20 protein-coding genes and 4 pseudogenes are annotated in these 24,658 nt (G+C 68.4%); 8 read left to right on the top strand and 16 right to left on the bottom strand.

Going from position 1 to position 24,658, the window contains the following annotated elements; genetic code table 11:
• On the top strand, nucleotides 1-358 hold a 358-nt coding region (locus ACH4C6_RS34065; RefSeq protein WP_398112543.1), incomplete at its 5' end, for a hypothetical protein.
• A gap of 407 nt (nucleotides 359-765) precedes the next feature.
• Here ACH4C6_RS34065 and ACH4C6_RS34060 read toward each other — a convergent pair.
• On the bottom strand, nucleotides 766-1,086 hold the full coding sequence (locus tag ACH4C6_RS34060; protein ID WP_398112542.1) for a YozE family protein: 321 nt from the start codon (nucleotides 1,084-1,086) through the stop codon (nucleotides 766-768).
• 1,526 nt (nucleotides 1,087-2,612) lie between these two features.
• On the opposite strand from ACH4C6_RS34060, the pseudogene ACH4C6_RS34055 reads away from it, so the two are divergent.
• A pseudogene (locus ACH4C6_RS34055) lies at nucleotides 2,613-3,031 on the top strand (IS5 family transposase).
• Nucleotides 2,974-3,897 (top strand): ATP-dependent DNA ligase, encoded by a 924-nt coding sequence (locus ACH4C6_RS34050; protein WP_398112545.1) that lies wholly within the window; start codon nucleotides 2,974-2,976, stop codon nucleotides 3,895-3,897. Before ACH4C6_RS34055 ends, ACH4C6_RS34050 begins: the two are co-directional and overlap by 58 nt.
• A gap of 49 nt (nucleotides 3,898-3,946) precedes the next feature.
• On the opposite strand, the gene ACH4C6_RS34045 is transcribed toward ACH4C6_RS34050, so the two are convergent.
• From ACH4C6_RS34045 to ACH4C6_RS34025, 5 genes are all read right to left on the bottom strand, one after another.
• A complete protein-coding gene (locus ACH4C6_RS34045) occupies nucleotides 3,947-4,432 on the bottom strand; it encodes a hypothetical protein (RefSeq protein ID WP_398112541.1) in 486 nt (161 codons plus the stop codon).
• A gap of 148 nt (nucleotides 4,433-4,580) precedes the next feature.
• Nucleotides 4,581-5,414 (bottom strand): hypothetical protein, encoded by an 834-nt coding sequence (locus tag ACH4C6_RS34040; protein ID WP_398112540.1) that lies wholly within the window; start codon nucleotides 5,412-5,414, stop codon nucleotides 4,581-4,583.
• Entirely contained in the window at nucleotides 5,395-6,306 is a 912-nt protein-coding gene (locus ACH4C6_RS34035) for an aldo/keto reductase (protein WP_398112539.1), read from the bottom strand. The genes ACH4C6_RS34040 and ACH4C6_RS34035 overlap by 20 nt, the downstream gene beginning before the upstream one ends.
• The gene (locus ACH4C6_RS34030; protein ID WP_398112538.1) at nucleotides 6,303-7,475 is read right to left on the bottom strand and encodes a JmjC domain-containing protein; all 1,173 of its coding nucleotides are present in this window, start codon (nucleotides 7,473-7,475) and stop codon (nucleotides 6,303-6,305) included. The genes ACH4C6_RS34035 and ACH4C6_RS34030 overlap by 4 nt, the downstream gene beginning before the upstream one ends.
• A gap of 21 nt (nucleotides 7,476-7,496) precedes the next feature.
• Nucleotides 7,497-7,646 (bottom strand): hypothetical protein, encoded by a 150-nt coding sequence (locus ACH4C6_RS34025; RefSeq protein WP_398112537.1) that lies wholly within the window; start codon nucleotides 7,644-7,646, stop codon nucleotides 7,497-7,499.
• Nucleotides 7,647-7,810: 164 nt separating this feature from the next.
• Between ACH4C6_RS34025 and ACH4C6_RS34020 the strand changes: the two genes are divergently transcribed.
• The 3 genes and pseudogenes from ACH4C6_RS34020 (at nucleotide 7,811) to ACH4C6_RS34010 (ending at nucleotide 10,769) form a co-directional block, all read left to right on the top strand.
• Nucleotides 7,811-9,139 (top strand): hypothetical protein, encoded by a 1,329-nt coding sequence (locus tag ACH4C6_RS34020; RefSeq protein WP_398112536.1) that lies wholly within the window; start codon nucleotides 7,811-7,813, stop codon nucleotides 9,137-9,139.
• Between the two features lie 97 nt (nucleotides 9,140-9,236).
• Nucleotides 9,237-10,157, top strand: a pseudogene (locus ACH4C6_RS34015) (zinc-ribbon domain-containing protein); the annotation flags it as partial.
• 72 nt (nucleotides 10,158-10,229) lie between these two features.
• Nucleotides 10,230-10,769, top strand: coding sequence for a hypothetical protein (locus ACH4C6_RS34010; RefSeq protein ID WP_398112535.1), 540 nt, complete (start codon nucleotides 10,230-10,232; stop codon nucleotides 10,767-10,769).
• 153 nt (nucleotides 10,770-10,922) lie between these two features.
• On the opposite strand, the gene ACH4C6_RS34005 is transcribed toward ACH4C6_RS34010, so the two are convergent.
• Together ACH4C6_RS34005 and trxA are read right to left on the bottom strand one after the other, a co-directional pair.
• On the bottom strand, nucleotides 10,923-12,131 hold the full coding sequence (locus tag ACH4C6_RS34005; protein WP_398112544.1) for a replication-relaxation family protein: 1,209 nt from the start codon (nucleotides 12,129-12,131) through the stop codon (nucleotides 10,923-10,925).
• Between the two features lie 487 nt (nucleotides 12,132-12,618).
• The gene (gene trxA / locus ACH4C6_RS34000; protein ID WP_398112534.1) at nucleotides 12,619-12,945 is read right to left on the bottom strand and encodes a thioredoxin TrxA; all 327 of its coding nucleotides are present in this window, start codon (nucleotides 12,943-12,945) and stop codon (nucleotides 12,619-12,621) included.
• A gap of 314 nt (nucleotides 12,946-13,259) precedes the next feature.
• Between trxA and ACH4C6_RS33995 the strand changes: the two genes are divergently transcribed.
• On the top strand, nucleotides 13,260-13,733 hold the full coding sequence (locus ACH4C6_RS33995) for a hypothetical protein (protein WP_398112533.1): 474 nt from the start codon (nucleotides 13,260-13,262) through the stop codon (nucleotides 13,731-13,733).
• Nucleotides 13,734-14,240: 507 nt separating this feature from the next.
• Here the strand turns inward: ACH4C6_RS33995 and ACH4C6_RS33990 are convergent.
• The 8 genes and pseudogenes from ACH4C6_RS33990 to ACH4C6_RS33955 form a co-directional block, all read right to left on the bottom strand.
• The gene (locus ACH4C6_RS33990) at nucleotides 14,241-14,588 is read right to left on the bottom strand and encodes a hypothetical protein (protein WP_398112532.1); all 348 of its coding nucleotides are present in this window, start codon (nucleotides 14,586-14,588) and stop codon (nucleotides 14,241-14,243) included.
• Nucleotides 14,585-15,786: pseudogene (locus ACH4C6_RS33985) on the bottom strand (relaxase domain-containing protein); the annotation flags it as partial. The pseudogene ACH4C6_RS33985 and the gene ACH4C6_RS33990, both read right to left, overlap by 4 nt.
• 148 nt (nucleotides 15,787-15,934) lie before the next feature.
• Nucleotides 15,935-16,375 (bottom strand): hypothetical protein, encoded by a 441-nt coding sequence (locus tag ACH4C6_RS33980; protein WP_398112531.1) that lies wholly within the window; start codon nucleotides 16,373-16,375, stop codon nucleotides 15,935-15,937.
• Entirely contained in the window at nucleotides 16,372-17,409 is a 1,038-nt protein-coding gene (locus ACH4C6_RS33975; protein WP_398112530.1) for a hypothetical protein, read from the bottom strand. Before ACH4C6_RS33975 ends, ACH4C6_RS33980 begins: the two co-directional genes overlap by 4 nt.
• 37 nt (nucleotides 17,410-17,446) lie before the next feature.
• Nucleotides 17,447-18,475, bottom strand: a complete 1,029-nt coding sequence (locus tag ACH4C6_RS33970; protein ID WP_398112529.1) for a hypothetical protein — start codon at nucleotides 18,473-18,475, stop codon at nucleotides 17,447-17,449.
• Nucleotides 18,472-20,415, bottom strand: a complete 1,944-nt coding sequence (locus tag ACH4C6_RS33965; RefSeq protein ID WP_398112528.1) for a hypothetical protein — start codon at nucleotides 20,413-20,415, stop codon at nucleotides 18,472-18,474. The genes ACH4C6_RS33970 and ACH4C6_RS33965 overlap by 4 nt, the downstream gene beginning before the upstream one ends.
• Entirely contained in the window at nucleotides 20,412-21,884 is a 1,473-nt protein-coding gene (locus tag ACH4C6_RS33960) for a hypothetical protein (RefSeq protein ID WP_398112527.1), read from the bottom strand. The genes ACH4C6_RS33965 and ACH4C6_RS33960 overlap by 4 nt, the downstream gene beginning before the upstream one ends.
• Before the next feature lie 118 nt (nucleotides 21,885-22,002).
• Nucleotides 22,003-22,568 (bottom strand): annotated as a pseudogene (locus ACH4C6_RS33955) (relaxase domain-containing protein); the annotation flags it as partial.
• Nucleotides 22,569-22,787: 219 nt separating this feature from the next.
• Between ACH4C6_RS33955 and ACH4C6_RS33950 the strand changes: the two are divergent.
• On the top strand, nucleotides 22,788-22,985 hold the full coding sequence (locus ACH4C6_RS33950; protein ID WP_398112526.1) for a hypothetical protein: 198 nt from the start codon (nucleotides 22,788-22,790) through the stop codon (nucleotides 22,983-22,985).
• The last annotated feature ends 1,673 nt before the right edge of the window (nucleotides 22,986-24,658 follow it).

Below are 24,658 nucleotides of genomic sequence, written 5' to 3'. Positions count from 1 at the left end.
ACAACCCAGCGTCATCGACGTCGACATGTTCGACGCCATGTACATCCCCCGCGAAACCAGCAATGAAATGCCACCAGAACTCCACGCCGTCAAGGGTCAGGGCCTGCACGTCGACACGATCACCGTCACCAGCAGCCGGCACCGCCATTCCGAGGCCTTCCGCGTCTACCGGCACACCGGCTCCGCCGCGACCCAGTCGAACGTCACCCGCTGGAAGACACCCCGCTTCCACACCGCCGGGATGACCCGGTTCGCCGCCGCTTCCTGGAAGGTCAACGCCAGGTTCCCGCACGGGACGTGGCTGTGCGGGATGGCCAGGCAGTCGTCAGGCAATCCCTGCATCCAGGTCCATCGCTGACCCGGTACACAGAAGCGCCCGACCCTGTCAGGTGGGCCGGGCTCGGTCAGGACCCAGACTCATTCCAGGCGTGCCTGGGGGCCCTGCTCGCGCTTCCGCGAGGGGACGGGTGTTCATGGCGCGATGAACAGTTCAACGAGCAGGTGTTCACCACGTCACGGCCAGGACGGCGAGTGAGCCGCAAAGCGTCGGTGACTCGGCTGCGGGTTGGACAGACAGGCGGCCCGGTTGGCACTCCGCCGGCCCGCAGATCCGCGGAGCGGGCGCTCATCGGCGGTAAAGGTTGGAAGCCGAATTGCCGATGTGACGGTGCGGGTGGCGATTTTCACGAGTCGCCGACACGCATGACCCAGGTGGGTGAGCGTTGTATGCGAGCGCCGGGAGACGACGCGGCCGACGTGAGGGCTTCAGTGGCGGGGTGTGCGCGTCGTCCCCGACTCTTCCGCGGCATACAGCACCCAGGCGTCGAGGAGCGCCTGAAGTGCTGAGGTGGAGGCACCGGCTCGTTCCATGTAGTTGATGTAGGTGGGCAACCGGTTGGGTCCGTCGGGCCAGGCCCGGTCGGCGGCGGCCAGACGGGCAAGGTCACCCAGCGGCGTGGCCGCCTGCTCAAACTGGACAAGCCATCTTCGGAATCCTTGCATCGCCGTGCGCCCTTTCTTGAGATCCGATCGCTGTGCGTAGCAGCGCCTTCTGCTCGCGCAGCGCTCAGCCAGGACAGGGCCCACCTGCCCACACCCTCCCCATGCCCTTCCCCTTGTCCCGCGCACAGAATCCAGGAGAAGGCGCTCGGCCGCTGACTACTCGACCTTTTCGGATGCAGACTGGAAGGGGCGTACCACATCGTGTGGAAGGTCGCTTGCGAGAGCTGAACCCTACTCCGCGCAGCCGAGTCTGGAAATCACCGCGGTCGACGGCCGACACGCCGAAGTGACGTTGGCCGGCGAGATCACCACCCTGCTCCTTCGCGATCTTAAGGCTCTGTTCGCTGATCCGCGCCTGAAGGACACTGATCAATGGATAGTGAACGTCCGCGGGGTACTCGTATCGAGCTGGCATGCGCTTACGCCCTGCTCCGTGCTGTCACACGGCACCCGGGAACCGCCTGCGTGTGAGGTGGACGGCGTCCGTGCTGCGCACTCTGCGCCACACCGGCCAGGCTGCCACCAGCCCGAACAGCCGAAACGGCCCGCCGAAACAACCGACGGACCGTCACGAAAGATCGAGGCTAAAGGGCGTTTCGACGCGGTTGTTGCGGATGGTTCCACGGCGTAATCGCTCCAGGAAGCGAGCGGCGGGAGTGCGAATCAGGCGTTTGCGGCGTACTGCTTTCGTTGATTCGGTTCTCGTGCCCAGGGGTGCACATGGCCGCCGCATGAGCAACGCTGGGGCTTCCTGGCCGATCGACGAGGCTTACTGGTCGGGGCATGGAAATTTCAGTTTCGGTCATTTCAGGAGCGGATCGCGGCAGTTGTTGCTGTGAGGTGTTGGTGGCTTGAGGCTGAGGGTGGCGGTGGTGAGTGGGGAGGGGTGGGTAGTAGGTACCTGTGTCCTGTGGGAGGAGTTTGGTCGTGTAGTAGGAAAGTCCTTGGGCGATGGCGCCTGCTCCTCCCACGGCTGGGCCTAGGACTCCGGCGCTCGAAGCCCCGTAAACGACTGCGCCAGCGATGTTGACGGCTCCACTGGCCGCCTTGTAGTAGTTGGGCTTCGGGTGGATTTGATCCGGGTGCCGGTAGATCCTCAAATAGCGCTGTGCTTCATCGACTAGTTGCTTGAGACCTACCATTCCATTGATTGCAACCCCGGACCCGTAGGCCTTGATGTTTCTAGTTATGGTGCCGATTCCCTGAAGGACGAGAGGAAGGCCCTCAAGGCTAGCTTCCAGTATTCTTTGACCGTAAGAATCCTCGTTCATTTCCTTGCCATCTGTCAGGTGTTCCACATCCGCGCTTCGCGGTTCACCTTGACATACGGTGAAGGGCGTTCACATGGTTGGACTGTTGACGGTTTCCATATGGAAGAGGGCAGCTTTCTTAACGCTTTCCATAGAGCAGCCACGTGAGTGCTGGCGGCCCGGGGCATTCCAGACTGATCGAACGCACTGCGAGGCGCGCCTGGGTCAGACCGCCGGCCGGACTTTGTTAACGCTCGGATGAGGCTTGGCGGTGTACCGCGGGTTCGCTGGCGTGGTGTGTTGTGGGTTCGTTAAGGGGGGTGCCCCTATCTAGGGTCCGTCTTCAAAGATCAACAAAAGGTGGATCATGGTGAGGTGATTCGTCGCCATGAACTCACTGATCAGGAGTGGGAGTTACTCGCTCCGCTGATTCCGCGGGCGGCGACGGGCCGGCCTCGTATGTCGGACCGGCAGGTCATCAACGGGATGGTCTACAAGATCCGGACTGGAACTCGTGGCGTGACCTGCCGGAACGCTATGGGCCATGGCAGACGGTTTACACCCGCTTCCGCCGCTACGCCCTGGACGGCGTGTTCACCCGGGCCTTTCAGCAGATCCAGGCCCGCGTCGACGCGGCCGGTGAGATCGACTGGCTGGTACAGATCGACTCCACCATCGTCCGCGCCCATCAGCACGCCGCCAGCACGGGCCGAAAAGGGGGATCAACAGGTCGGACGAACCGGACGATCACGCCCTCGGCCGATCCCGAGGAGGCCTGACCACCAAAATCCATCTCGCTTGTGATGGTCCCGGTCGGCCGCTCACGATCCTTCTGACACCTGGCCAGCGTCACGACAGCATCTGCGCACGCCCACTCCTGGAACGTATCCATGTTCCGCGGGCCGGCCTGGGCCGCCGGCTCGCCTTCGAGCGGCTGCAGAACCGGCTTCAGCGGCGCGGCGCCGGGGCGTCCCGGGCCGCGGGCGAGTGGCCAGCCCACTTCGTCGCGTTCGATCTGCTGAGGCTGTCCGGAACCGACACGACCGGATGGCCGTACCGGCGGCGCAGAGCCGCGCTCGAGTCCGTGTTCGCCTCGCGTCGGCTATCCGCCCCCTGGGCGCTGTGCCCGTCGACCACCGACCCGGACACCGTGCGTGAGTGGCTGACGTGGGCGTCGGTCGGAATGGAGGGCCTGCTTTTCAAGCGGCTGGACAGTGTGTACGAGCCTGCGGTGCGCGGGTGGCGGAAGTACAAGGTGCACGAGACCACAGAGGCGATCGTCGGCGCGATCACCGGTTCCCTTGCCGCGCCGAGCAGTCTGCTGCTCGGCAGGTACGACGACCATGGCCGTCTGCAGTACACCGGCCGCACCACCACTCTCGCCCAGGCCGTGAGCAGCGCGGTCGCCGGGCTACTCGATCTGGCCCGGCGCGGTCATCCGTGGACGGGCTGGTCGTTTTCCGCCGGGTGGGGCAGCCGGGAGACGCTGGACGTCACGCTGGTGGAACCCGAGCTGGTGGTCGAGGTCGGCGTCGATGTCGCCCGCGATGCCTCCGGCCGGTGGCGCCACCCAGCACGCCTGCACCGTGCCCGCCTTGACCTCTCCCCCGGCGACGTTCCTCGCATGACGGCGCCACCGCGCTGACGCCCGAGCTCGGCTGCGTCCACGTCGCCTCTCCCGCCAGCTGGGTGCGTCAGCGGTCGGCGCGGCAGTCGTAGACCGTGAGAGTAAGGGCCTTGACCGCTGCCTGGGCGCGTTCGGTGTCCTGGCCTTCGTCGATGGCCTCCAGCGCTGCGGCAGCCGCCACCCGAACCGCGCGGGGCAGGCCGTCGTCGGCGGCAAGCCGGTAGGCGACGGTGCGTCGGGCCTGTTGTTCTTCTTCGTTCACTCCGTTAGGGGTGAGCGGAAAGACTGCGGCGTGGTACAGCGCAATGCCCATCAGGACCGCGTCGGCGGTTCCTTCCGTGTGCCCCCTTGTTTCGGCGGCTCGCCGGGAAGCCATCACGCGGCGGCGGTAGAAGAAGAGCCCGGCTCCCGCGCCCAGGCCGGCTACACCCGCCCCGGTCGCGGCCACCCACCAGCCGCCCAGGAGAAAGCCCAGGAAAGCTCCGAAGCCCGCCCAGCACGCCGCCAGCGCCACGGATATCGCGTTGATGCGGGTGGCGAGCGCAGACGTCATGACCAGCAGTATGTACACGCCCTTGAAGGCGCTGACCTGCCGTGGTCGGGGCTGCGCGCGGCATGGGTGGGGGCGTGGTCGGCCTCATGGTCGGGGTTCGTGGTCGCCCCGGCCATGACGGACCTGCCGGTGTTCCTCAGCGCCCTCTTCAGCGGTGGCGCAGTTCCTCTGCCCAGGTGCGGAGCTGGTCTTCGAGGCCGAGGTTGTCGCCGCGGGCCACGGTCTGGAGCAGTTGGGCGCACACGGTTGCTTCGGCGGCGAGGCCGGCCGGGCTGCCCAGGATCGGGAAGACGGTGCGGAGGCGGGCGGCGGTGTCGGGCTGGAGCAGCGTGTAGGCGTAGAGGGTGGCGGCGTCGAACCCCTCCGGAGCTTGGCCCCATCCCTCCCAGTCCAAAATCCGGAGGGGCTCGGTGAGGTTGGCCCAGTGCACGTCGGAGTGGGCGGTGGTCCAGCAGATGGCGGCGGGTGCCGGGATGCCGACGAACTGGGGGATCGCCCGGTCCATGTACTGCTGTCGCACGGCGACGCGGTCGGTGTCGACGGCCGACACCTTCTCCAGCGTCCCGGCGAGGTCGGCCCACCAGGAGTCCGGCAGCTGGAGGTCGTGCCGGAGGATCGGGTCGTCGGACAGGACCGGCTCATCGACGCGCACCGACAGCTCCGCCCGGTAGGCGGTGCCGTCGTCGACGGCGTCGTGGACGGCCAAGAGGGCGGGCCGGTGCCCGTCGAGGTCGCCGAAGACGTGCTGGGCATCGAGGGCGCCGTCCCACAGCTTCCCCGACGCCTTGTCCTCCGGTGCGGACACCAGCCGCAACCACGCCGGGGCGCCGGTGGCGGTGCGGGCCGGGGCACCCAGGGTGCGCCCGGCCCATCCCCAGAACTCCCCGCCTGGCTCGGTCTGCACGTCCAGGGCCTTCGCGGCGCGGGCGTGGTGGGCGCGCATGCGGCGCTCGGTGTCCGGGTCAGGGGGAGGCGAGTACACCAGTGATCTCCCGCAACTTGGCGGCGGTCAGGGAGAGTTGAGCGACGGCATCGGCCGCCTCCCTCCAGTGTGGCGCACTGGAAGCGGCGATGAGGACGTCCGTCACTCCTGGGCATGACGCGACCGCCAGAACGCACGCCTGTGCGGGGGTCAGGCCCGGCCGGATGAGGTCGGCGAGCTCCTGGCCGACCATGCCGGGCAGCTCACCGCCGTGCAGCGGCGCGGACGCCATCACCCGCAGCCCCGCGCCAGCGGCGGCCGGGAGCGGGCCCCGGCCGTCCAAGGCCTGCACGATCGGACTCATCATCACCAGGCTGACCGGCAGCTGGACCGCGACCAAGTGGTGACACTGCCCGCCAGCGGCGTCGGCGGCGAGGGCGAGCAGCTCCCCCACCGTGAAGACCTCTTCCTCGAGGCCCGCCCATGTGGCGATGCCGTACCCGGTCACGTGCCCAGCCGCCGCGGCTTCCTCCAGGACGGCGAACGCGTTCCGGATCGCGTGGTGCAGGGCGCTCCGGTCGCCGGCGTGCGCGCGTTCGGGGTTGTGCAGCAGGACCAGGTCCAGCCGCTGCTGCCCGAGCTGCTCACGGTTGCGGGCGAGCTGCCAGCGCACATAGTCCGGGGCGAGGCTGTGCCCGGCGACGGTCTGGTCCTCGGTGAGGACCCCAGCGCTTACGGCTTCGTTGCCGGTGGCCCTGGTGAAGTAGCCGGCCTTCGTGGAGACCCGCAGGGACGGGTGCGCTTCCAGGGCCGGGGCAAGCAGGGTCTGCGCCTGGCCGGTGGCGTAGTTGGGGGCAGTGTCGATCCATTGCGCGCCGGAGGCGGCCGCACGGGCAGCCGCCTCCAGGATCGCCCGGCACCGGTAAGTGCCCAGGGCGAGCTGTGCCGTCATAGCAGGCTCCCCACCGTCGCGGCCTGCCCGGCGACGAGCTCCTGGACCAGGACGGCGACATCCTCCAGGGCGAGGCCGGCTGTTTCCGCGAGCGTGGCGAGGTCCACGGTGCGGCCGTCGACCAGCGTGCGCAGCACCGCCTCAGCGGCCGGGGCGAACTCGTACACGTTCCCTGCGGCGGACAGCGTCACCGCGTCGGGGCCGACGTCCAGCACGGCACGGGCCGTGGTCAGCCGGACCCGCAGGCGGCCTTCGGCCGGGATGCCGTCGATGTACGGCAGACTCGGCACCATGCGGCCAACGGCCTGTCCGTCCATCGCAGCCCGGTAGCGGGCGATTAGCGTCGGGTCGTCCAGCAGTTCGGCAAGACGCTTGCGCATCCCGTCCAGGGCGTCGGCCTGAACGTCCGGCGAGGCAAGCAGGGGCAGGTCGCGCCTCCAGTCCTCATGCGTGAGCAGCTGCTCGGACACCCACGCCATCAGGTCGGTGGGGGTGTGGGTCTGCAGGCCGCAGGTGACGTGCAGGGAGCGCACCCCTTGGTCGGCGGAGACCGCGTGCCACACACCGCGCGGCACATAGAGCACGTCCCCGGGGTGCAGGACCAGGTCGGCGACGGGCTCGGTGGGTGCCTCGACCGGGTCCTCGATGTCGCGGTACAGCGGGAACGGCCGGGTGGTTCCGTAGATCCGCCACCGCTTCGCGCCGTCCAGCTGGACCACGATCGTGTCGTGGTCGTCCCAGTGGACCCCGAAGCCCTCGGTGCTGGTCCAGGAGGCGTAAAGGTTCGCCTGCACACGGGTGCGCAGCTCGCGCTCGATCGCTTCACAGAGGCGGGCGATCGGCGGGTGGAGTTCGTCGAAGCTGTCCAGGGCGAGCGAGGCGCCCTCCATGAGGCGGGCGTGCAGTTCGGTGGGGTGGAGCCGGTGCCACACGGTGTGCCGACGCGTGGCCACCGGGGCGGTGTACCCGCCGACCAGCAGCGTCTCGCCGTCGCGGGACAGCCGCATGCGCGGCGGCTCCAGGCGGTGGCCGGCCAGGATCTGGTTGAGGTCGTCGAAGGTCATCAGTCCGGCGACATCCAGGGCGCCGGATACGTGGCGGTATTCGCGGTGCAGTGCCTGGGCGAGGAAGTCCTCGCCCAGGCATGCCGCGATGGACAGGCGCGTCATCGCGTCAGGGCTCCCGGTCCGTCAGTCGTTGCCGTCGCTGCGGCCGGTGCCGCCGCCGTCCGAGGGGATGGCGTTGCGGCGCCGGGCGGCGACGATCTGCTGGCGAGAGCGGACCAGGCCGCCGGCCTGCGGCCCGGACGTGGCGGGCGGGGGCTGGACGGGACTCTGCATGGGTCCTCCTCCTGATCGGTCGGCCGAGCCCTGGACAGCACGGCCGCGACACTCGCCAGTGAAGCCACCACAAGGGCCGCCGCTAACCCCTCCATGGGGCCCCCACGGTGGGTATGGTCGTGAGGCTGACGCACTGTCATTCCACGAGATTTCGGGGAGGGCTTGTGGACGACTTACCGCCGTCACCCGCCCAAGTGCCGCACCGTCTGCTGACCGACCCCACCTTCGTTCGGGCCCTGCGTGAGCGGGACTTCACCACGGTGTTCGCCATGGCCCACGACGTGGGGATCTCCTTCAACCGGATCGCGGAGGCGTGCGCGCTGAAAGCCGAGCGGGTCAGCCAGATCGCCCGGGGCACCACATCCGTCACCGCCCTCACGACTGTCGAGCGAATCGCCGGCGGACTGCGCATTCCCGGTGCCCTACTGGGGCTTGCTGCGCAACCCTGGGAGGACACCGCCGTTCACAGCACGGAGTCCGACCATGGAGAAGATCCGATGAAGCGCCGCAACCTGCTGCGTGGCGCGCTGGCCGCCGGCCTCACCGCTCCGGCCCTCGCCGCACTCACCGCCGCCCGGACCGACGTCGACCAAACCCTCTCCCCCAACGTCCCCCAGGACCTGGCCGACCTCGAGGCTGCAGCCGAGAGCTACGGATACGGCTACCATGGACAAGCGCCCACCCGCGTACTGGCCGACCTGGTCACCGACTTCACGACCCTGCGCCCGCTGCTCACCGTCCCACAGCCCGCACCGGTCCGGGCGCGGCTGTGCCGGACCGCCGGGCAGATGGCCGGGATGACCGCGATCGTCTTACACGACCTGGGCAGCCGCCGGGAGTCCCGCGCCTGGTTCGCCACCGCCACCCGGGCCGCCGCCGAATCCGGCGACCCCCAGATGCACGCGTGGGTCCTCGCCCGGGAGGCGATGGTGCCGCTCAACTACGGCGCACCGAGGGCGGCAGCAGACCTCGCCGACCAGGCCCGGCAGGCGGCCGGCACCCGGCCGACCGCCGCCGCGGTGCTGGCGGCCGCCGTCGCCGCCCGCGCCTACGCCCTCAACCAACAGAGCGAGCAGGCCCGCGCCGCACTCACCGCAGCGGACGCCCTCATGAACCGGCTCCCAGAATCCGAGCGGTCGGACACCTGGCTGACGTACGGCGAGCAGAAGCACCACGTCCACCTCAGCCACGCCTTCACCACCCTCGGGGACACCCGCCGCGCCCGGGAAAGCCAGGCTCGGGCACTGGAGCTGTCCGCGCCGACCAGCACCATGACGCGCACCCTGCTGACCATCGACGGCGCCGCCTGTGCCCATCACGACGGCGACAGCGAAGAGGCGTGCCGCCGTACGGTCGCCGTCCTGACAGCGCTGCCCGTCGACTACCGCACCGGCCTGGTCCGCCGCCGCGCCCAGGACCTGTACGAGGCGATCCCCGCCCAGCACCACCACGAACGCGCCGTACGCGAGTTGCGGGAGGCCCTGACCGCTTGAATGCACGCCGCTCGTGGGGCGGTTGTGTCAGCAGCACGTCCTACGGTTCGTCCACATGACGCGTCGCGCCCGCTTCCTGATCAACGAGTGACCAGACATCGCCGCTCAGTGGCACCCGACGCTGAACGCGCACCTGGACCTGTCGCTGATCGGTCCCGGATCTCATAAAGCCGCGTTCTGGCAGTGCGGCACCGGGCATGTCTGGCAAGCCAAGGTCCACTCCCGGGTCGCCGGCAGCGGCTGCCCGGACTGCGCGGGATACGTGCCACGCGGGCGAGTCAAACTCACTGAGCGCGCCCCGCACCTGGTAGCTGAGTGGCATCCTCGGAACGACGTTTCGCCGGAGGAATGCGGGGCGGGCTCTCAGCGCAAGGTCTGGTGGCGCTGCCCGGTCGGGCACGAGTACCAGGCCCGCATAGCCAACCGTAGCCGCGGCACAGGCTGTCCCACCTGTGCCCGGGCCGGCCACAACGCCCCTCCTCCTGGGCTCCTGGCCGACCTGCCCGAGCTGCTTGCCCAGGTGGATCCCGACATCGCCCCAGCCGATGTGGCCAAGCTGCCGACGAACTCTCCTGTTCGCCTGGGATGGCGCTGCCCCCGGGGCCACCGCTGGAAGGCAAAAGTGAGGAACCGGGCCATCGCCGGGTCGGGATGTCCGCACTGCCGGGGAAAACGGCGCGCTCCCGCCCTGCCGGACACCCGACCGGACCTGGCTGCGGAATGGCACCCGACGCTCAACAACGTGCCGGACGCTGAGGGCATCACCGCGGGTTCCCATCGTGTGGTCTGGTGGAAGTGCGCGGCGTGCGCCGGCGAGTTCAGGGCCAAGGTCTTCCACCGTGTCCGCGGACTGGCCAAGTGCCCCACGTGTACCGGCCGCGTAAGCTACCGCGACTTGGCGAGTGAAAGCCCCGAGACAGCGCTCCTGTGGCACCCCGCCCTGAATGGCGCGCTGACTCCTGCCGAAGTCACAGCTGGGTCCAACGCTTCCGCCTGGTGGCGCTGTCCTGCGGGCCACGAACCGTGGTCGGCACAGGTCGCTCACGTCTTCATGGGCAGGCAGGGCTGCCCGCGCTGCCGGAAGCGGACGATGGTTTCCAGGCAGGAGACGGAGCTGTTCGCGGAACTGCAGTACGTCTTCGCAGGCGGCGAACAGCAGTACCCGCTTCAAACACCGCATGCTCGCTTCCGGCTCGACATGGTCTTGTGGGCGGAACAGGGGCGGGCAGCTGTGGTGGAGTTCGACGGCTCTTACTGGCACCGCGACTCGGCGGAACGTGACCGGCTCAAGGCAGAAGCCGTAGAACAGCTCCGGCCGGAATGGACGATGGTACGTGTCAGGGAAGAACCGCTGCAGTTGACGCGACGAAGCGATGTATCCGTCCCGCTGCTCGCCGACCCGTTCACGACCGCCAGCCTCGTCGTCGACCACCTGATGCCCCTGATGCCATGGCCTGCCGAGACACGTAAGCGCGCCCGCGCCTACGTCAGGGGAGGACGTCGCCTCGGGGCCGAGCTCGCAGAGAAGCTCATCGCCGAGCGACGAAACAGCACCGGCTGCCCGGAAAAGCCGCCCGCACCCCCGGACAACCGCGCTCGCATATCAGGCGTCCAGCCGCGACTGTGGTGACCCTCAAAGGGTCTCCGAGAGCAGCTGCGCGGTCGAGGTGGCCAACGCTCCCCGCTTGGTGATCTACAGCTGCCCCAGTGTGATCCAGCTTGCCGACGACGCCGCCCTCTCTCCCGCATCTGATGACGGGGAGGGGCGGCGTCGTTTCCGTGATCAGCTGCGGCGGCGGAACAGGCCGCGGAGCTTGCCCGGCTCCTGGTCGTGGTCGTGCTCCGGCTCCGGTGGAGTGGCAGCCTGGATGCGGGCGGCTTCGGCGGCGGCTTCCTCGCGGGCGACGTCGTCGGCGTGGCAGGGCCCGCACACGGACGGGTCACCGGCCTCCCAGGCCGTCCGGTGCATGGTGATCTCCTCCCAGCGCTCGTCGGTGAACTTCGCCCCGCACCGTTTGCACACCGGCCGCTGCGCCTCCCGCTCAGCGGCACGGCGCCTCTTGTCCTCCGCGTCGGCGCGGGCCTCCTGGTCGCGGAAGAGGACGTCGCCGTCGGGGTTGTCGAGCGCAGCCGCCAGCGTCTGCTCGCCCGTCCGTCCCAAGCGCCGCCATACCGCCGCGTCCGCGCCGTGCTCCGTCAGCTGTTCCAGGGTGGTGAAGACGACCGGCACGGCCTGGCTGTAGTCCTTCGCTGTGATCGCCTCGCGGTAGTAGCTCTCGTGCCGGCGCGGAGCCCAGTAGCGGCGGCCGGCTTCCTCGAGGACCTGCACGGTGTTGTCGACCTTGGCCTTGGTGGTGTCGGCGAACACGAACGCGAGTGGCACCAGGCCCTCCCGGCCGGTCGGCGGGTAGACCCGGCGCCACAGCCGCTTCTCGTGGCCGACGTCCTCGATCCCGTCCGGCCGGGAGCGGACCAGGTCCACGGTGTGCTTGTCCGCGTCCGGCGCCAGCAGCCGGCCCCACTCCCAGTACCGGCGCAGCTTGTGCACCAGTTCGTGGGCGTCCTCGGTGCGGCGGTCGATCTCCAACAGCAGGACGGGCACTCCGGAGGCCGGCGCCCGCATCACCAGGTCGGCCCGCTGCACGTATCCGCTGCCGAGCCGGTGGGGTACCTCGGTCTCGAAGCCGAGCAGGTGCCCGATGCCCGCGCGGTGCAGTTCGGCGGCCGTCGAGGTGACCGCCGCGGCGTGGTCGTCGTAGCCGCCGCCCAGCACCTCCCCCGTGTCCGGGTCGTAGTCCTGCTTGCGCAATGCGGAGACGCGTATGCCTTTCGGCTCCAGCAGCTGCTTTGCCTCGCGGTGTCCTCGGGCGGTGAGCACCCAGACCTGCCGCTGGTCGTCCTGGACGGTCTCGATCTTCACCAGGCGGTGGTCTTCGAGATCCAGGAGGTTGTCCCGCGTGAGCTTGTCGTGCCGGTTGTCCGGGCGGGTCAGCTTCCACAGCTGGTCGGCGGTCGCCCGCTGGAAGATTCCCAGTGCTTGCAGCAGTTCCCTCCGCCTGGGCTCTGTCGAGTTCTTCCGGTGAGTAGGACGCCTTGAGGCAAGAGGGTTGTCGGACCTGCGCCGGCCCCTTGTCCGCCGGGCCTGACCTGCGCCAACTCCGTGGTCCTGGCGACGGGGCGCGGAGGGGGCGATGGAGGGGGCTGCGGAGGGGGCCTTCCGGGTGCGGGAGGGGGTGGACTCGGGCTCGCCGATGGTGCTCGCCACAGGGCGCTCCAGGGTGGTGGGGCGGGCCATTCCCGCCGTTCACCTTGTACAGGTGTCGATTCGCGCTGCGGTGTGACGTCGGGTTCTCGGGCTTTGCCGAGCCGTGATCTCTTCGTAAGGGCGCTGCCCTCTGTCACTGAACATGGACCTATTGCCAGGCAAGTTGGACAACTATGGCGCGGTCGGAGGCTGTCGGGAGCGTGACCTGTGCCGGTCAGACGTGGCTGTCGACAAGCGCGGTGATCTGGGCTTTCGACAGTGCACCCACCTTTGTCTGCGCCACAACCCCGTTCTTGAAAATGATCAGGGTAGGGATGCCTCGGACGCCGAACTTCGCCGGCGTAGCCGGGTGCTGGTCCACGTCGATCTTCGCAACCTTGAGCTTGTCGCCGTAGTCCTTGGCCACCTCGTCGAGAAGCGGGGCGATCATCTTGCACGGCCCACACCACGGTGCCCAGAACTCCAGCAGCACGGGCTGGGCCGACTTGAGCACGTCCCCCTCGAACGACGCGTCGGTCACATGCAAGATCTGCTCAGGCATCGGCATTCCTCACAGCGGCTGTCTACGCGATACACCACGCCCATGGCACCGCTACCAGCAGCAGGCTTCCACTCAACGCCGCCGAAAGGACCAACCTCCCGCGCAGGCACCTTCCCCACGCCAGCCCCGAGGAGCTGCCGTGGGCTCCATCCAGCTTCACTGGCAATCGGTCCAACTTCGCTGTCAGAGGACAGGCGCAGGCGGGAGGGTGATTTCTCCCCCGCCCGGCGGCGGAGTCTGTCCACAGGTGAACCGTTCGATGCTGCTCCCATGGCGCCGTGACCGGCACGGCGTCCGGCCTTTGAGGAGCCGTCATGCCCAAGAACACCGCCACCGCACCGCTCGCCCCGATGCTCCCGGACGACGTCATGCTCGCCTTCAACTTCATCCGGGCGATCCAGGCCGGCGACGCCGACGCCGCTGAGGACTTCGCGGCTGGCGACTATCCGTCCGTGGCCGCGCTGCTTGTAGATGTCGCCGAACGGATCGTCACCCCGGTCACCGCGCTGCCCGACCAGGTTGCGGGCGAGCCCTGCGCGGACACCTTCGCCCTGGAGGCGCTCGGACGCGTCTTCATCCGCACCCTGCGCATTTGGGAGCAGTCCTGCCCAAGCACGGCGACGGGCATCGCTGAAGCGATCATCGGCTTCACGAAGGAGATCCTCACCGAGGATCACGAGGACGTCGCCGTGGTCCTGGAGCAGCTGCAGGCCGTCGGCGTGGGCCAGGCCCTCGATGCGCACCCCGCACCGACTGGTGCGCACCCGGTGCGCCTCACTGCCGTGTAGTGCGCGCGCCGCGCGGTAGCGGTGCGCACCACTGCCGCGCGGTGTGCGCACCATCGCACCGCGCTGTCCATCGCGGTGCGCGCCATCGGGGCCGGCGAACCGCACCAGGCGCGCGCCACGGGCGGCGGGCTCCTATATCAGGCCCCCTTGACCGCGGTCTGTTCGGCGGCCGGAAGGCGCTGTGGCAAGGGCAAATGGGCCGGGTAGCAGAGGTGGACAAGGGTGCGCGCGTCCCGGTAGCAGGCCTGGACAAGGGGTCACGCACGCACCCGGCCGCACCTGGACAAGGGGGTGCCGGTGCGCGCACCAATACGGTGCGCGCACTGGGTGCGCGCCAAAGTGCTGGGCATCGTCGGGTCGTGCGCACCGGATGCGGTGGACATCGCCGTGCGCACCACGGTGGCGTCCATCGTCATCCGGTGCGCACCAGAGTGGAGTCCACTCAGTGGAGCCCATCGGGTGGACTCCATCGGGTGGAGTCCACTCAGTGGCCGGTGTCCGGCATCGTCACCACAGCCAGGCGGTGGAGTACCGCAGCCGGGACAGGGCGCGGGCGTCGCGGCGCGCGGCCGCGTTGCCGATCCGGTTCTGCCGGGAGCGGGGTCGGCGCGACTGCCCGGCGGCGAGTCGGCGCCGCCCGGCGTCCTGGAGTCGCCGCCGCTGCTTGCACAGCTCCTGCTTCTTCGCGGCCTTGGACTTCGGCTTCCGGGGGCGCTTCCAGATCGGCTGCCACCCCAGGGGCTCATCGGGCTCGGGCTCCTGGTCCTCGTCGAGCGCGGCGGCCATCTTCGCGCGGGCCGCGTGGGCGCGGGCGAGGGCCGCTTCGGGGTTGGGCTGTTCTTCCGGGGTGCTCACGCGACTCCTCCTGAGGTCGGGCCCGGTGCGGGCTGAGTGCCGGGTTGCTGGGTGTGCGGCGGCGGGGCCGTCGCTGGAGCGGGCTGTGGTCTGGGGCCTTGGGTGAGGAGGGCACGCTCCCGGGCGCCTTCCTGGACCCTGGCGAGGGCGGCCTCGGCGAGGGTGCGGCGGGTCTGCTCCACCGTGTCGACGTCGGTCGTCTGCTCCGGAACGCGGCCGGCCTTCCGGCCGGTGCGGAACGGCCGCGGGTGCGACCTCGAGGCGGCAGGCACGGCGACGGTGCGCGGCCGGGTGCGGGAGCCCAGTCGGTCCGCGCGACGCACGGCCTGGGCCCGGACCTTCAGGGCGTCGGCGGCGAGGCGGGCCCGCTCGTACGGCGGGGCGGTCCGCTTGCGGGTCAGCGGGCGCAGCACGGCCTGGTCCTCGGTGTCGCGCGGGTACAGGGCGCGCAGGTCGGCGGTCATCATCCGTCGGCTGGCCGGGCGGGTGTAGTCGTCGACGGCCGTCTGCACGATCTGGTCGTCCAGGCCGGGTTGGTGGGGCCGGCCGCGCAGGACGTAGGCGAGGTGGCGGCGGGCTTCGGCGAGCAGGTGGTGGCGCTTGAACGCGCCGCGCATCACGTAGACCACGGCGACGACGTCGACGGCCGCGAGCGCTATGTCGACCACCGGCCGCACCCGCGCCCACACCGCCGCGGCCGCCGCCCGCGCCCGCTCCGCCAGCCGGTCGACGGCGTCGGCACCGTAGGCCCGGATCGCTGAGGTGCGCCATCGCTTGCGCAGCTCGGTCAGCGACAGCAGCTCCGTGCGTTTGGGCGGGCGCGTCTGGTCGGCGGCCTGGCAGGCCAGCGCGTAGGCGGCCCGCTCCCCGGCGCGTGCCCATGCTTCTCTTCGTACTTGGCCGTGAGGACGGGCAGCGCGTCCTCGATCTGCTGGCGGCGGGTCGACTGCCAGCCGATGAGCCCCTGGTCGATGCCCGCGATCTCCATGACCGGCCGGCGGCCGGGCGTCACCTCGCGCGGCTCCCACGCCCACCCGAGCCGGGCGGACACCTCCTCCATGAAGTACAGGAGGTAGAGGGTGTCGGCGGCGACTATGTGAGTCATCAGCGAGTCCGCCGACAGGTTGCCCCACGTGCCCTTGTCGTCCGGCCGCCGGGCGCGGATCGACACCACCGCGTGATCGTGGAGCAGTTCTTCGCGTTCAGGGTGTCTCATGAGACATCGGCTCGGGCCGTCGACGCTGGTCAAGGGCGCTCGTTCGTGAGATGGGTCGGCTTGAGGCTGCGGCGCGGTGAGACAGGACCGTCGGGTGGCTCGAGCCAGCGGGGGGATGCAGACGCTCGAATCATCTCGGCCTCCTGCGCTGCGGTCCGATCCCGACGACGACGGTGGACGCCCGTTCGCTGAGCTCCTCGCGGAGAGCTTCGTTGTCGTGGTGGAGGGCTGCGATGGCAATGGCTGCGGCCTGCAGCTGCTTTGTGAGGCGGGTGGATTCCTGGGTCTTTGCAGCGAGCTTCTTGCGCAGGTCAGTGATGGTTTCGTCGCGTCGGGCCTCGCCCGGTGTCGTCTTGCCGTGTTGCGTGATGTGGGCATCCCACTCGGCGAGGACGCTGTGGGCCCTGTTCATCGTGGCTCGGCTCACTTGGGCTTCCCGCCAGAGGTTCTCCTTAGTCAGACGTCCGTCTGTCCTCTCGGGATGGCCGGCGAAGAGTCTGGCCATGGCAGCCCGGAGGGCTGCGCTGCTCTTGGCACTCACCCGGTCCTTGGCGCTGTCTGTAGTGGTCATGTGAGGGCCTCGGCGGCTTTGTCCAGGATGGCTTCGACGCGTTCGACTTCGCGGATGATCAGCTGCTTGCGGCATGCGGGGAGGCCGGGAGTCTGCAGCAGTTTGAGCTGAGTGCGTCGGTGTGAGTCGTGGATCGGGATGTGCTCTCGTCCGATCATGCTGTTGCCGCATCGGTCGGGACGGCATCGCTCGTGCAAGGGGCCGCGGTGACCAGAGGGGACCACGGCCTGCTCGAGGCAGACCGCGCCGGAGGGGTTGGCGTCGTCGTAGAGGCAGTTGTTCAGGGTGCCGAAGCGGATGGTGACGCGTGCCTTGCGCAGGAGGTCCTCTTCGACCCGGGCGTCTCCACCACGTGCCTTGGCGGTCGCGATGATTTTGTCGAAGGTGGCGGTGAGGCGGTCTGCTCCAGGCCCGAAGCCGATGGGCTGCCCTCCCTTGTGGAGGTTGAAGAGTTCCTTGATCTTTCGGAAGCGGGCCACCTCAATGGCGTCCTTGAGGTGATCAGCCCAGGAGGTGTCGGCCGCGGCATAGGAGCGGGTCGCGGAGTTAGCGAGAGCCCTGGTAGCGATGTGTTTGAGCTGCAGGCCCAACGCGATCTCCGAGCCGGCGAACTGGTCGGTCAGCATGGCCATGGTGCGGCGGAACATGTGGGGCCGGACGTATCCCGTCGGGATTTCATCGAGTCCAGACCAGGCTCTCCCATGGTTCACGGAGGCAGTGAACGATTTGAGGATGAGGACGCCGTCGACCTTCTGAGCTCCTTGCCGCGGGACGGCGGCGAACAGCCGGTCGTTCTCTGTAAGGAGTTCGACGACTGCGATCGCTTCTGCCACGGGCTCGGTGATCCACCAGTGTTTGCGCGGCTGGCCGGTCCTCCCTTTGTGGAGGATGGAGACGACAGCGGGAGAGTTGTAGTGCTCGACGACGCTGCCGCGTGTGATCTCCTGCACCTCCGAGTCGCGCATCATGGAGAGTCCGACAACCAAGATGAAGGCGGCATTTCGCACCATGATCTTCAGGTGATAGAGGGCCAAGGGGTCGATGCCCGGGTGCCATGGTCCTGTGCTCCCGTCAGGACGTGTGACCTGTACGAGGTCGTGGATCAGGCTGTCGGAGGTGATCCGTCCCTCCGGCAACCGCCTCCAGGACCAGGCGGCGTCGCTCTGCAGCACGCTTGGTGTGATTGTGAAACAGCGAGTTGCCGCCCTTGGGTTCGACTCCGAGAAGCAGCGCCAGAAGCCGGTAGTTCGGCTGAGGTGTCTCGCCCGTCGGCTGGCCGTTGCTGTAGTGGACGGGGATCTTGTTGGCCGGGTTGCCCAGCCACGCCTTCAGCTCTTCGTGTTTGCCTCTCACTGAGGACTGGCTGTTGGCTCTCAGCTCGTCGTAGCGGCGGCTCGCGCGAAGGATGTCAGGGGCAAAGGTATGGATATAGGTCCAGGCGGCCCCGATGAGGGGGAACCAGATACTCGGTGGGACGGCCCCGGTGACGAGCTCTGATGATTGCGGGAATTCGGCCACCTGCCGTGCGCTCTGACCAGGCCACGGGTCATCGGCAGGCCAAGGCAGGCTCAGAGCGGGAGCGATGGCGATCACCTGACGGAAAGCTGAGGCGTGACTGTAAGTCGTGGCGGGGCGGTAGCTGCCGCTGTCCCGCATGTACTTGATCCGCCTTCTCAAGATCTCGCTCGTCCACTGATCAGGGCGGGGCGGCAACCCACTCTGAGCGGCCCAGTCCGCCAGACGCCGCAGGTAGGAGGTCCAGTTCTGCATGGTCGGAACTTCGATGCCCGAGCTGCCCAGCGACAGGCCGTGCTTGATCACGGCGTGGTGGGTCGGGTTCGCAGCAACCATGAGAATCTCGCGGACCAGCAGGTTCCAGTAGGGGTCGGTCAGCGGGCCGTTGAAGCTGATGCGCCAGATACTGGGGGCCACGTTCGCCGGCCGACGCAGGACGCTGTTGAAGTCCCAGAAGTCGGTGTCCCCGAATCGCGGGATCCGCCCACCCGGATCGGGAGCGTGCGTCTGTGAGCGGCCCTGGATGACGGGTTCGTCGTCACGAAACAGCGGGGCACGCAGCTGCTGCGGCAGGGTGAGGATCATGCGTCGAACTCCACGTATGCGGCCATGGGCAGGTCCAACGACGCCTGACCGGCCTCGATGTGCTTGCGGGCGAGTACCTTCTCCGCCTCGGATCGGCCGGCCAGGATCGCGCGGAGGTTGGTGTAGCTCTGTCCCCACAAGGCCGTGAAACTCTGCGGGGGCAGCCGTCGTCGCAGGCCCTCGAGATGCTCTTCGAACAGCAGCAGCTGGGGAAGCTGGCTCGGCAGGATCCATGCGTTGCGGCATTCCAGGCAGCGCAGTGGTGCAACGGCGCAGAGCTCGCCGGCGGGGCTGAACGGCGACTGCCAAGGATTGCGGCAGTGAGTCACTCCCATGTCGAGCTGGCCCTGGATGATCCCTTCAGCCTCCTCCGGCTCCAGACCGAGAGCCTGAAGCTGGGCCGGGTCCGGAGTGTGTTCCGCAGCCTCCGGCGTGACCACGGTAGGCCCGGTCACGCTGTCTGCCTTGTCCAGAGCCTTGTTGAGCCAGTGCTCTTGGGCGGTGGTGATCACTTGGCCTGACACGATCCGCAGCGTGGTGCCCTGCGCGTAATGACCAGCGAAGGTCTCTTCCAGATGGTCATCGGCCGCGGCGCTGATGCGTCCCCCGGTGACGATCGCCTTCTCGACCTTGGTGGACTTCCGCAGCCGGCCCACGTGGGCCTCTCCGGTCACGGTGACGCCCCAGGACTTCAGCCAGACCCCGAACGTGGCGATGGGAATGTGGGGCTTCCAGTAGTCGAAGGCCAGCTGGCCATCGGATCGGACCACGGCCCTAACGAACAGCGAGTTGGTGATGTGCGGTGCCTTCTGCCTGACCCGCTCAGTGGCCGCCAGGAGCCGCCGGACCACCTCGCTGGCCTCGCGCCTCGGCTGGTCGGAGAACACCTCGTCGGAGACATCGCTCTCCTCACCGCTTCGGTCTGCATCGCGGAATGCCCGGTGTCTCATCCGCGCAGCGCGGTTCTTCAGCAGCGTCAGCCGCACTCCCTTCGGCAGGAACTCGACGTCCTTCGCGCCGAACTGGGTGACCTCCTCCGGGGCATGCCCGGTGGTGTCCATCAGGAGAATCCGGAAGGCGTGCAGGTCCAGCGTGGTCGGGTAGAGCTTCGCGACCAATTGCGTCAGCAGCTGTTGTCTGGCCGTGTTGGTCACAACGGTCCCGTCGGGGCGGGCGACAAGAGCCCGCAGCTCATCGGGCCACCGCGTCGCCATCGGAACAGCGGCCCGGATCTCCGCCGGCTGCAAGCCGCCGTAGGCGAGTGCCCAGAGCAGGTCGGCCAGGTTCGTCCAGCTGCCGCGGTCCGGGTGCTGCCCGCGGCCGGCCAGTTCCCACCCGTCCCTGATTCGGGTCTCCATCGCTTGAACGCTCTTCCAAGCGGCACGGACCATGGCACGCTTCTCCGCGCGGGTGAACTCGTCACGCTCGCTGGATTCGCCCCAGGAGATCGTGATCGGTCCTCGGGCGAGGCGAGTCAGGGCCGGATCCACCTTCCGGTCGGCATGGTCGTCCCGGCGGATGATCAGCGTGCGCAGGCAGCTGGAGAGGTAACCCGGCCATTTCGATCCGGCGCTGTAGGTCTCCGGGAGGCTTCGCTCCCACCGGACCACCAGGTCCACCAAGGCTGGACTGGACAGCGTGAGTCCGCTGGCGGCTGGTCCGGCCTGGGCGTCCATCGCCTTGCAGAACCGGTCGACCGCAGATCGGTAGGTCACCGCCCATCCGGCGATCTCTGTGGTGGTGACGTACTCCACCCACTCGTCTGCAAGCTCTGCGGCCAGCCGGGAGCATGTGTAGTCGGCGGGATCGATGTGAAGCACCGCCTGACGCACGGCGCCGCGCTTGGACTCGACGGCCCGGATCCCCAGCCTGCCGGGACCACCCGGTGCCGCCAGGGCCTGACGGATGAGCTCGCGCTTCGCTTTCGTCGGAGGCGTCATGCCACACCGGAGCCGCTGCGGCCCGTGCCCAGGGCATGGGTGGCGATCTGCGCGTAGGTGGCTTTGCTGTCTCCGAGCCAGTCCCTGAACGCTTCCTCGAACTCGTGGATCAGGTCGTCGGTGTACTCGAGGTAGGCGTAGGTGGTCTCCGGGCTGGAATGTCCCAGCCTGCGGCTCACGATCAGCAGGGGGTTGTAACGGATGTGGCCGGTCAGGTAGGAGCGGTGCCGCCGGCGGCGTGCTGCGTGATCTGGTTCCTCGCCGTCCATCAGGTTCTCCAGGTAGGTCAGGAGTTGGAGTGCGTAGGTGTGGCGGCAGTCGTGCCAACGCCAGCGCTTCGCGGGAAGTCGCGGTGTCGTCTCGTCGGCCAGGTCGACCATGCGGCGCCATGCGGCGTGCCGGTAGCGCTTCCAGGAATCGGCCCCCGGCATCAGCCCTCCGCGGCAGATGAAAACCGTCAGCGCTTCGAGCCCGAACTCGCCCTCAATCACCGTGATGCGTCGCAGGTCGGCTGGCATCGCCGACATCGCGTACTCGCGCTCGAGACCTTGCAGCACTCCCCGGACGCGGCCGTTGTCGTGGTCGATCCGGCTGACGACGAAGAGGTCGCGGTGCTTGCGGCCGAGTGTCTTCGCTGCTGCCCGGGCCATTTCCGGACGCTCCAGCAGGCAGTAGGTCTCCACCGAGTCGATGGCGTCCTCGGGAACGTAGATCGTGCGGGCCTTGCCGTACTTCGCGCACGCCTGGACGGTGAACTCAGCGGCCGATCCGGGAGCGCTTGCTCCGACACCGAGCTCGGGCAACAGCACGGTGGCCCACTCGCGCCAGCGCATCCCCGTTCCCAAGGCCAGGTCCGCGCCGGCACGTCCACGGTGCGGAGCCCAGCCGCGGAAGGACCGGTTGACCGAGGCATCGGGAAGCTGACCGCCCAGGCCGACATCGCGGAAGTACCGGTACTGCTCGAACGTCATGTGGCGGATGTCCATCCCGAGCCGAACCCGAGGGCTGAGCGCGTTCCTCCCCCGAGCGGCCACCCGCACCGGACGTCGCTCCAAATGCTTGTGATCCACCAGAAAGCCGTAGAACCGGTCGATCAGCCCGGACTCCTTGCCCCAGGCGGAAGGACCGATCGGCTTCCTCTGCTGCCTGGTGCGAAGCCGCCGGTAGGACACCAGGTCCGACTCGGTGGCACTCAACAGGTCACCCCCGCGCGTCCGCTGGTGCCGGTCAAGCCGCGCGATGATCCGGCCGTACTCCCGCAGCGTCGACGCGTCCAGGTCGGCGTACGACTGCGACCTGGCCCACGAGTTCAGGGGCTCCACCGGCAGCATCGTGTCGTCATCCAGATAGATCGATGTGCCATCCGAGATACCCCGGTGCTCCAGGAGCGCCGCTACCTCTACCCCGGACAGGACTTCGCTCTGCAGGTACCGCTCGACCAGCGCCTTATCAACCGAGAACAGCTGCACCCGCCACTCCGCTCAGAAGAGATGAAAGACGAGGTGTACCAGCGAACGATCCTTCGTGAAGCGGATCTTCACCGCTGCGAGGGACAGGCAATGAGACAGATTTGAAGCGCCCCAAGAAGAGCAGCGGCTTGGACTCGGCAGCTCTCGACTCGTAGTGCCGGAACACCGCGACGATCAGCCCATCCCGGACCGGCTTGCGAATCTTGCCGCCGCTCCGCCAGCGGGTCTCGCCACCGAATCCTCAAACCACGCCAGCGTCTTGTCCCTGGCGATGTCCTGGCACAGCTCCAGCACCACGCGGGTCTCGTCATCCCCGAGCGCCCACGCGATGTGTGCCGTCGACGGGGGCCGGAACACCAGATCCATGACCAGCCAAGGCGTCCGCTTCTTGGCCTTGTCGGTCTTGGCTGAGCGGTTGTGCTCGATGGGCCTGCCCAGCACGGTCGCCCGCCGGGCCTGCGCCGGGCTCTTGCCCTCCGCCAGGAGCTCGCGCTCGATCCGGTCAGCGTCCGGGTGCCGGCCTTCCCCCAAGAGCAGTTCGGCCTGCCGCTCGGTCACGACGTCCCCGTCCTTGAGGCCGACCGCGGCCAGGCCCCGGCCCTTCCACACGCCGGGCGGGACACCGGCTTCGTCCTGGGCGGCGCGCAGCGGCGTACCCGCAGGGCGTTGGCCGTCGCCGACCATCACGCCACGGAAGAGATAGCGCCACCCGTCACCCGGGCGAACCTCCGACATGCTGATCACCGCCCCATGGAACCCCGGCGGTGACCTGCGGAAAAGCTCGATCCGGGGTCCCTCCCGCCGGGCGGGAGGCCATCACCAGATCTTTACCGCAGCGCCCGCCAGGCGGGCCGCCACGGCAGCCCGAGACAGTAAGCCGCCGCCGTGTGCACAGTCCGCCGCATGAACGAGGAACTGCTCCACGGAGACCCCTGCCCGCTGTGCCGCCGCCCCCTCACGCTGCGCACGACCGTCGAAGTCCGCTCCAACCAGCCACACCGCACGCGAACCGACAGGGTGCCGCACTGCAACAGCTGCGCCAGCGACATGGCCCACGCACCCGAGTGGGCCAAGATGATGCGCGCCCTGTACGAGAGCTGACGGCGGCCGTGCGAATGCTGCGCCGCATCTACCTCACGCACCACGAAAGCCACCACCTGCGGTCCATCGTCAACCACCGCGCGCCCGTCCACGCCCGGACCCGAGCTGACACCCACCACAGATCGCCTGGCCTTAACAGCACCGCCGCTGCTAGGAGGTCGGAGCGCTTGTGCCCGTCGCAGGTTGGAACCAACCCGTCGCTGTCAAGTCGACGTGCTAAGTCAGGTTGTTCACAGGGCAGTTGTGCTAGCTTCGGGGCAATCTCAGGCCGGGCCCAGTGCCCGGTCTGTCCGCGCCCTGGGCGGCCCGGCCTTGTGCTGGGGTGCCAGGAAGGTTTCCGCAGAACCGGTCCCGCCTCCGACACGGGCGGCCGGGGAGCGGATTCGACACGCAGGCATCTGGGCCTGCATGCACCACCCTGCAAGAAGCCCCCCGGGGGCTGATCCCGGGTCTGAGTTCTTGGTGTCGGCAGGAAGTCAGTTCTACCCACGCACAGCGTGGTCGAACTGAGCCTGCCTTCCCACCGGTTCGACCACCGTGAAGAAAGGTCGGAAACCGGTGAGCGACTCAGCGGTACTCACGCTCCTTGCAGGCGCAGGTGTCGTCTCTGTTCTCCTGTTCGCTGTCCGAGGCATTCTGGAGCAGCTACCTGATGTCCTCCGGTCATGGCAGCGGGTCCGTAAGGCCTGGCGTGACGCGGCGTCCAATGATGACCAGGCCGCTCCGTGACGCACCGGTGGCACCCATAAAACGGTGACTTACTGTCCCTGGACGCGCCATCTGCTAGTACGGGAACCAGCGCGTTCAGGGCAACAGGCACATCGTGTGGCGCCGGTTTCACACTGCCGCAAGACGAACAGCGTCCGGGGCAGCGGGCCCATCCGCTTCGTCCTTCGATCGGGTGACCAGACGATTCGGTGGGGCAACCTGCTGGTGTCTGCTCTTACGCTGTGGGCGAGCCGGTGTGCGAAGACCCGGTAGCTCCACCCGTCGCTCCCGGCGTGACGGTGGTGAGCAGCAGAGGGTGTGGGGCGCCTGCTTCGTTATCCGAGCGATAGTCCAGTGCGCGATTTCATGCGACCGTCTGCTGGCCGGGCAGCGATGAGGGACGTCAGCATGCCGCATTCAGCACGCCGCTCGATGGGCCACCGCCGGAGGCTGTACACGGGTGAGGCTTCCGGGGCCGCAGCACTCGGGGTAAGCCGGAACGCGCATGGCATCGGGTTGGACGACTGCACCCCGGCACAGCGCCGCCTTCGGTTCCTGCTTGCGTTGGGTGTCTTCAACCAGGGTCTCTTCCAAGCAAGTCCTGGGGACTGGGCGGTGGCCGGGATCACGTCCTACGACCTGGTTCTGTCTCCGCGTTTCGATGATCTGGTTGTCGTCTGCCGCACCCCCTACAACGCGGTGTGCTGGCTAGTCCCTGACGGGAGGGCTGTGAGCCGAGTCCCTGGTCTTCGCATGAGTGAGCAGATCGGCGAGACCTATTTGCTCCGCCATTTGGCCTGCGGGGCCAGCATGTCGGTAACGGCGCAGGCCAGTACGCGCCCGGATCCCTCTGCCCTGCATGGTCACGGACCTAGGTCGTGTCTCTTTGATGGGTTGATCAGTTGATCGGATGTGCCTGTCCGATTGATGATCACCGATGCGATGTGGGACCGGATCGAGCCGCT

Origin of the sequence: Streptomyces sp. NPDC017943 (genome assembly GCF_044328425.1) — a bacterium.
GTDB classification, from domain to species: Bacteria; Actinomycetota; Actinomycetes; order Streptomycetales; family Streptomycetaceae; genus Streptomyces; species Streptomyces djakartensis_A.
The sequence above is the reverse complement of the archived record's forward strand: the minus strand, read 5'-3'. Positions and strand labels throughout refer to the sequence as shown.